The sequence below is a fragment of the Vibrio sp. V39_P1S14PM300 genome, assembly GCF_009904765.1.
Classification (GTDB): domain Bacteria; phylum Pseudomonadota; class Gammaproteobacteria; order Enterobacterales; family Vibrionaceae; genus Vibrio; species Vibrio proteolyticus.
Genome location: NZ_WXWP01000051.1, coordinates 1 through 8,263 on the forward strand (window position 1 = coordinate 1; position 8,263 = coordinate 8,263).

Below are 8,263 nucleotides of genomic sequence, written 5' to 3' on the forward strand. Positions count from 1 at the left end.
TATTCTGCTAACGCCTGAATCAGTAATAACACTGGTTTAGACGATGAAGACGCGGCATGCACAGCAGTATCAATTAGCGTGAGCACCGCCTCATTTTCTGGGTCAAACAAAGGGGTAAGCCCTTGATTTGTTTTATCCACTCCAAACGTAAACTCCGTGAGTGAATCCACATCAATTACGAGCCCATCAAAGTAGTGCAGCAAGCGTTCAGACAGTAGTGCAGCAGACGGCACATTAACACTGTACAACACTTTCAGCCCCTCAAGGCCTCTGGGTAGCCCCTGCTCTGCCAACAGATCAATGATTTTGGCTGCATCGGACAATGCGCGCACAAACGGTACCACAATTTGTATATCGTGACCGTTTTTACGCAAGCGTTTTATCACTTCGCATTCAAGCACAAACGCAGGGCTATAACAGCGACTGGCAAAACGGGAAACGCCACGTGTCCCCATTAACGGGTTATGTTCTTCTTTTTCGGAAGTATGCCCGCCAATCAGTGCAATATAGCTGCGACTATCTGCATCACTTAAAGCAACACGAATTGCCTGATGCGCTGGCTGGATCGCCGCTTCAATCTCACTCACCAGAGACTCAACCAGATGAACGCCTGGTTCGGCTTGGCCAACAATCGCATGCAATGCATCTCGCTCAGTATCTGATAGTTCCTCATCATCAGTATTGACGGCTGGGTGATAAAAAAGTTTGTCGAGAATAAGTTCAGAGAGTGACACATAAAGGTGTGACCCGCTGATGGCTTCGACATGTGTCGGATGTACACTTCCCGGCTGAATCTGGGAATGAATAGCATTTTGACTTTCGTGACTCATAACAGCTCCATGTGAATCAAGAGATTATCCGTTGAAAATAACCACAGAAACCGCACAACACAAGCCACAAATGACATTTTATTTATTTAAAATGCATAAATCAGCAAACAAACGATTTCGTCCCAATTAGATTAGGGATAAGTAGTTTATTCCTAATCACAATTCCGTTATCTTTACTGCTTCGCAATAGATACAACAGGCTGCCTTATGCCATTAAAAACAGATGAATTGAGAACCCAGGCACTGGGGCCAATGCCAACACCGGCTGAATTGAGTCATGCTCATCCCATCACCGACGACGTAGCCGAGCGAATCGAACAATCCCGTCGCCAAATTGAGAACATTCTGACAGGTGAAGACAACCGCCTTCTTGTTATTGTAGGCCCTTGTTCTGTGCACGACACAAAAGCCGCGCTGGATTATGCACAACGTCTCGCAGCAATTCAGGAGCAGTACAAAGATCAACTGTTCATTGTCATGCGTACTTACTTTGAAAAGCCGCGTACTGTCGTCGGCTGGAAAGGTCTGATTACCGATCCAAACCTTGACGGTTCTTACGCGCTGGAAGCTGGATTGAACAAAGCACGTAAGCTTCTTCTGGATATCAATAAACTTGGTCTGGCTACCGCGACTGAATTCTTAGACATGATTACCGGCCAGTACATTGCTGACCTCATTACCTGGGGCGCGATCGGTGCACGCACAACTGAATCCCAAATCCATCGTGAGATGGCCTCTGCTCTGTCTTGCCCCGTCGGATTCAAAAATGGAACAAACGGTAATGTTAAAATCGCCATTGATGCAATTCGCGCATCGAAGGCTTCACACTACTTCTACTCTCCAGATAAAAATGGCCGTATGACCGTGTACCGCACCAGTGGTAACCCATATGGACACATCATTCTTCGTGGTGGTGATAAAGGCCCTAACTTTGACGCGACATCTGTAGAACAAGCGTGCCAAAAGCTCGCTGAGTTTAATCTGCCACAGCGCTTGATCGTCGACTTCAGCCACGCTAACTGCCAAAAACAGCATCGCAAACAACTTGATGTTGCCAAAGACATTTGCGAGCAGATTAAATCTGGAAAAAACTACGTTGCTGGTATCATGGCAGAAAGTTTCATTGAAGAAGGCAACCAGCCAATGGATGACATCCATAGTCTTCATTACGGTCAGTCCATCACCGACCCTTGTCTGGGCTGGAATGACACCACAACGATGTTAGATATGCTAGCTGACGCAGTAAAAGCGCGCAGTTGATTTTTAAGAGGACAGATTCATGCCATCATTTGACATTATTTCTGAGATTGACGCGGTTGAACTGCGAAATGCAGTCGACAATGCCTCACGCGAGCTGTCTACCCGTTTCGATTTTCGCAACGTAGAAGCCAGCTTTGATATACAGAAAGACGACTCCGTCAAGCTAAGCTCCGAAGGCGATTTTCAGTTAAAACAGATGCGCGATATTTTGCGTGCTAACCTGACTAAACGAGGCGTCGACGTGAACGCGATGGAAGCGAAAGACGCAGAAGCTTCAGGAAAAAACTGGCACCAGCAAGTGGTATTCAAACAAGGTATTGATGCCGCCACAGCGAAAAAAATCGTCAAGCTCATCAAAGACGCCAAAGTGAAAGTACAGGCATCAATTCAAGGTGAGAAAGTTCGTGTGACGGGTAAAAAGCGCGATGACCTTCAAGCCGCCATCGCACTGATTCGCGAAGCAGAACTTGGCCAACCATTCCAGTTCGAAAATTTTCGCGACTAACCGAAATGAAAAACCGCCCTTTGGCGGTTTTTTTGTTATCGAATTTCTCCTGGGCGTATGTGTGCATCATCCGCACCCAATAACGCATACTCCGACGAGTTGAGTGGCACCAGAACCACAATACGCAATCGCTCTGTTTTCGCATTTTCCAGTTTCAACGATAACTCGACACCATCTTTAAAGCCTTCTCGTTCAGCATCGCGGCGACACAGATCAATGAATGAGAATGGGCATCCATCCCGGTATAAAACCAGTTCAGCCTGTTGCATCAGACGCAACGCTTTCATAGGCAATAGTTCGACATCCTGACCATACTCAACCCAGGTACACTGTCCAGCATCATCCAGTGACTCACTCAGTGCCGATTGATAAAGCTGCTCTAACAATTCTCGGCTATTTGCTTGCTCAACTTTAGGGTTGTTTAAGAAGCTTTCCCAAAATTTACGACGCAAGTCCACAGACGGCAACGCTGACTTAATCGAGTTGCGCTTGGACGCCCCAAAATCTGCTAATAACCCCAGATTTTGGGGCAACACCGATTCGATGGTTTCACGCAAATTTCGGATCAACACGGGCGATGCCCCACCACTCGAAATAGCGAGCTGTACCCGACCCCGGGTGATCATCGACGGGGTGATAAAATCACAATAAGGCTGATCATCAACTACGTTGACCAGAATGCCCGACTTTTTGGCGTCCGCATGTACCTGATGGTTCAGGTCCGGGTTATCTGTGGTCGCCCATACCTGAATGTAACGACGGTCAATGTACTCTGATGAATAGAAGGTCTTAATCCAGTGACACTTTCCTTCACCAGCCAAGCGTTGAAGAAACGGTTCAATCGTGGGTGACACAATCGTGACATCGGCTCCTGCGCGCAGTAAAGCATCGACTTTACGGCTGGCGACTTCACCACCACCAATAACCAGTACTGGTTTATTGTTTAAATCCAGAAAGAGAGGAAAGTACTGCATTTCATTCCTTGAATAAGGCTTTGAACTAATCGGAGCATGCTAACAAAATTAGTGCATCAGCCACACCCCACCAAACCACAGAACAATATTTATCTCCAAATTTAAATCAAACTTTAGTTTATTATCCCGCTTAAATTTTATCGACCAAAATGTTAACAGAGTGTAAATACCCCTTATCAATCAATACATTCTGTTGCACCAATAATGCGCACTCTTGCACTATTTACATTCATGTAACATTTGTTCATTCTAACTATGGCAAGGATTTGCGTTTGAATACAAATATCTATGCATATTCTGTATTTGAGAAAACACAATTCCTTACCTACGCTTATAAACGGTTGATTTGTATAAATGCAACTAGATTGAGTCAACCAATAAAACACAATACACAACATTCTATTCGTACGTTGTATCAGGGGTCACCTGGTTTAACATGGATCATACAGGAAGGATACAAATGGCAAATAAACTAACACTTATTGCATCAGTAGTAGCGGCATCGACTGCTTTGATGGCAACAAGCGCGCAAGCAGCAGAAAGCACTCTGGAAAAAGTCACCAAACAAGGTTTTCTAACTTGTGGTGTCAGTACCGGTCTGCCTGGTTTCTCTAACCCAAACTCGAAAGGTGAATGGGAAGGTATTGACGTAGAGTATTGTCAGGCACTTGCTGCAGCGGTGTTGGGCGACAAGACCAAAGTCAAGTATGTTCCTCTGACAGCAAAAGAGCGATTCACTGCCCTGCAATCGGGTGAGATCGATGTCCTGTCACGTAATACCACCTGGACACTTCAGCGAGACACGGCGCTGGGTTTGAACTTCGTGGGCGTCAACTACTACGATGGTCAGGGCTTTATGGTCAAAAAAGACCTGGGCATCAAGAGTGCTAAAGAACTGGATGGTGCATCAGTTTGTGTGCAGTCTGGTACAACAACAGAACTCAACCTGGCTGACTACTTCCGAAACAGCGGCATGTCATACAAACCCGTGGTATTTGATACCGCAGCTCAGACATCGAAAGGTTTCGATGCCGGACGTTGCGACGTGCTGACAACTGACCAATCGGGCCTGTACGCTCTGCGCCTGAATCTGGCCGATCCTAGCTCAGCCGTGGTACTACCTGAAATCATTTCAAAAGAGCCTCTGGGCCCAGTTGTACGTCAGGATGACGACAAATGGTTCAACGTTGCAAAATGGACGCTGTTTGCCATGGTCAACGCAGAGGAATACGGCATTACATCTAAGAACGCAGATGACATGTTGAAATCGAACGATCCTAACGTGAAGCGCATCCTGGGTGTCGACGGTCCGAAAGGTAAAGGCCTGGGCATTCGTGATGACTGGGGCTATCAAGTGGTTAAGCAAGTCGGCAACTATGGTGAAAGCTTCGAGCGCACTGTCGGCCAAGGTTCTCCACTGAAAATTTCACGTGGCGTAAATGCGCTGTGGAATGCAGGTGGCTTTATGTACGCTCCACCAATCCGTTAATGAAACACCAGAAACGGGCGGTTTAAAGCCGCCCTTTTTTCAAAAAATGGATTTGAGGTTATAGCTGTATGAAACCTGATAACAATATTGCCTCTAGGCCGGATAACGGATCAGCCAAGAGTACAAATCTCCTTTACAATCCCACCTTCAGATCGGTCGTGTTCCAAGTTATTGCTGTCGCAGCGCTGATCTTTTTCTTTTACACCATTGTTAACAATGCCCTTACCAACCTAGATGCGCGAGGCATCGCAACAGGTTTTGGATTCCTCAATCAAGAGGCTGGCTTTGGGATTGGCCTGTCGTTGATTGAATATAATGAAACCTTTACTTACGGGCGAACCTTTATCGTCGGCTTACTGAATACCGCCCTGGTATCATTTTTGGGCATTATTCTCGCCACGGTGATTGGATTCGTTATTGGTATTGCACGACTGTCTTCTAACTGGTTGGTGAGCCGTTTTGCAGCCGTTTATATCGAGACATTTCGCAATATCCCCTTGCTGCTGCAGATTTTCTTCTGGTACTTTGCCGTACTTCAGGCTCTACCAAGCCCGCGTCAGAGCCTCTCATTAGGCGAAGCTGTTTTCCTGAACGTTCGAGGTCTCTACTTCCCTGCTCCCGTATTTGAACAAGGTTCCAGTGTCGTGTTTATTACACTACTGGCCGGCATAGTGGCATCTGTCATTATCGGAATATGGGCTCGAAACAAACAGCGTCTAACGGGGCGACAAACGCCAATGGGACGCATCATTCTCACACTGTGCGTCGGCGTGCCTCTGGTGGTGTATTTCATCATGGGTGCTCCAATCAGCGCAAATTACCCAGAACTGAAAGGGTTCAACTTCCGCGGTGGAGTGTCCATCATTCCGGAACTGGCGGCGCTGCTACTGGCTCTGAGCATTTATACGGCATCGTTTATCGCAGAAATCGTTCGTTCCGGGATAAATGCCGTCAGCCATGGGCAGACAGAAGCGGCAATGTCTCTGGGGTTACCACGCGCCAAAACATTAAAGCTGGTCGTGATTCCACAGGCACTTCGTATCATCATCCCACCACTCACCAGTCAATACCTGAACCTGACGAAAAACTCATCGCTGGCGATGGCCATTGGCTATCCGGACCTGGTGTCTGTATTCGCTGGTACGACACTGAACCAGACCGGTCAGGCAATTGAAATCATTGCGATGACGATGGCAGTTTACCTCACCTTGAGTTTGCTGACATCCGCTCTGATGAACCTATACAACCGTAAAGTTGCGTTGGTGGAGAGGTAATATGAAAGTACATCAATTTCAGCCAGACCTGCCTCCTCCGTCGAATACGGTCGGGGTGATCGGCTGGCTACGCAAAAACCTGTTTAACAGCCCGGCAAACTCGGTTTTAACACTGATCCTTGGTTATCTGGCTTTTTCAGGTATCTGGGCTGTCTTCGATTGGGCTATTCTGAGTGCCGATTGGGTGGGTACAACCCGTGACGCTTGCTCTCGCGATGGCGCTTGTTGGGTATTTATCAGCGTACGTTGGGATCAGTTTATGTTCGGCTTCTACCCTGAAGCTGAATTATGGCGCCCTAAGCTGTTTTACTTCACTCTGGCTGTATTTACCGCCCTGCTCGCTTACGAAAAAACGCCTAAACGTCTGTGGATTTGGCTCTTTTTTGTCAATGTTTACCCGTTCCTAGCAGCAGCGCTGTTGTACGGCGGCGTATTCGGGCTTGAAGTGGTGGATACCCATAAATGGGGTGGTTTGCTGGTTACACTGATCATTGCACTAGTCGGTATTATCGTCTCCTTACCGATTGGCGTCGCACTGGCTTTAGGTCGTCGCTCTGAGATGCCAATCATTCGCAGCATCTGTACCGTCTACATCGAAGTATGGCGTGGGGTTCCGTTGATCACCGTGCTGTTTATGGCTTCGGTGATGCTGCCTTTATTTCTGACTGAAGGGTCTGAGACCGACAAACTGCTCCGGGCGTTAATTGGTGTCGTGATGTTCAGTGCCGCATACATGGCAGAGGTGGTGCGCGGTGGCTTGCAGGCAATACCAAAAGGACAGTACGAAGCCGCCGACGCGCTTGGGCTGACCTACTGGAAAAAAATGGGGCTAATCATCCTTCCTCAGGCGTTGAAAATCACCATTCCTTCGATTGTGAACACGTTTATCGGCCTGTTTAAAGATACCAGCCTGGTATTGATTATCGGGATGTTTGATGTCCTGGGGATTGGTCAGGCGGCCAACACCGACCCTGACTGGCTGGGCTTTGCCACAGAAAGTTATGTATTTGTCGCGTTAGTGTTCTGGGTGTTTTGTTTCGGCATGTCGAGATATTCGATCTGGCTAGAAAACAAACTTCATACCGGTCACAAACGATAGTTAATCAGCTCAAGGACGTATTATGACGCAACAACAAGACTACATGATCCAAATTAAGGACATGAATAAGTGGTACGGAGAGTTTCACGTGCTGAAAAACATCAACTTAGATGTTAAAAAAGGTGAACGAATCGTTATTTGTGGCCCTTCTGGTTCAGGAAAATCGACCATGATTCGCTGCATAAACCGCTTAGAGGAACATCAGAAAGGTCAGATCATCGTGTCAGGAAACGAACTGACCGAAGACTTGAAAAACATCGAAGCGGTGCGCCGTGAAGTCGGCATGTGTTTCCAGCACTTCAATTTGTTCCCGCACTTAACCGTTCTGGAAAACTGCACTCTTGCGCCAATTTGGGTGAAAAAAATGCCTAAGCAGGAAGCAGAAGCCGTCGCGATGAAATACCTTGAACGGGTCAAAATCCCGGATCAGGCCGATAAATACCCGGGCCAGTTATCTGGTGGTCAGCAGCAACGTGTTGCTATCGCCCGCTCATTATGTATGAACCCTCAAGTGATGCTGTTTGACGAGCCAACGTCAGCACTTGACCCTGAAATGGTGCGCGAAGTGCTTGATGTTATGGTCGAATTAGCCGAAGAAGGCATGACCATGCTGTGTGTCACGCACGAGATGGGCTTTGCCAAAGAAGTGGCCGACCGGGTGATATTCATGGATGCCGGCGAGATAATCGAAGAAAACAATCCCGTTGATTTCTTCGAGAATCCACAGTCGGACAGAACACAAAACTTCCTCGCTCAGATACTTCATCATTAACAAAAATATGATAACTAATTGAAAAGGCGATATTCATCGCCTTTTTTCATTGTTATATTG

At 47.1% G+C, this 8,263-nt stretch carries 8 protein-coding genes; 6 read left to right on the top strand and 2 right to left on the bottom strand.

Annotated features, from left to right (window positions below):
* A partial coding sequence (locus CAG65_RS02625) for a putative PEP-binding protein (RefSeq protein ID WP_161451985.1) occupies positions 1 to 830 on the bottom strand: 830 nt, incomplete at its 3' end.
* Between the two features lie 207 nt (positions 831 to 1,037).
* On the opposite strand from CAG65_RS02625, the gene CAG65_RS02630 reads away from it, so the two are divergent.
* Both CAG65_RS02630 and CAG65_RS02635 read left to right on the top strand, forming a co-directional pair.
* Positions 1,038 to 2,090 (top strand): 3-deoxy-7-phosphoheptulonate synthase, encoded by a 1,053-nt coding sequence (locus CAG65_RS02630; RefSeq protein WP_161451987.1) that lies wholly within the window; start codon positions 1,038 to 1,040, stop codon positions 2,088 to 2,090.
* Positions 2,091 to 2,109: 19 nt separating this feature from the next.
* Positions 2,110 to 2,595 (top strand): YajQ family cyclic di-GMP-binding protein, encoded by a 486-nt coding sequence (locus CAG65_RS02635; RefSeq protein WP_021703231.1) that lies wholly within the window; start codon positions 2,110 to 2,112, stop codon positions 2,593 to 2,595.
* 35 nt (positions 2,596 to 2,630) lie between these two features.
* On the opposite strand, the gene CAG65_RS02640 is transcribed toward CAG65_RS02635, so the two are convergent.
* Entirely contained in the window at positions 2,631 to 3,569 is a 939-nt protein-coding gene (locus tag CAG65_RS02640; RefSeq protein ID WP_161451989.1) for a precorrin-2 dehydrogenase/sirohydrochlorin ferrochelatase family protein, read from the bottom strand.
* A gap of 460 nt (positions 3,570 to 4,029) precedes the next feature.
* On the opposite strand from CAG65_RS02640, the gene CAG65_RS02645 reads away from it, so the two are divergent.
* The 4 genes from CAG65_RS02645 (at position 4,030) to CAG65_RS02660 (ending at position 8,203) form a co-directional block, all read left to right on the top strand.
* Positions 4,030 to 5,058 carry an amino acid ABC transporter substrate-binding protein gene (locus tag CAG65_RS02645; RefSeq protein ID WP_021703228.1) on the top strand — a complete coding sequence of 343 codons (1,029 nt, stop codon included), beginning with the start codon at positions 4,030 to 4,032 and terminating at the stop codon, positions 5,056 to 5,058.
* 68 nt (positions 5,059 to 5,126) lie between these two features.
* Positions 5,127 to 6,332 (top strand): amino acid ABC transporter permease, encoded by a 1,206-nt coding sequence (locus CAG65_RS02650; protein ID WP_021703227.1) that lies wholly within the window; start codon positions 5,127 to 5,129, stop codon positions 6,330 to 6,332.
* Position 6,333: 1 nt separating this feature from the next.
* Positions 6,334 to 7,431, top strand: coding sequence for an amino acid ABC transporter permease (locus CAG65_RS02655; RefSeq protein ID WP_021703226.1), 1,098 nt, complete (start codon positions 6,334 to 6,336; stop codon positions 7,429 to 7,431).
* A 22-nt stretch (positions 7,432 to 7,453) separates the two neighbouring features.
* Positions 7,454 to 8,203 (top strand): amino acid ABC transporter ATP-binding protein, encoded by a 750-nt coding sequence (locus CAG65_RS02660; protein ID WP_021703225.1) that lies wholly within the window; start codon positions 7,454 to 7,456, stop codon positions 8,201 to 8,203.
* Positions 8,204 to 8,263: the final 60 nt, after the last annotated feature.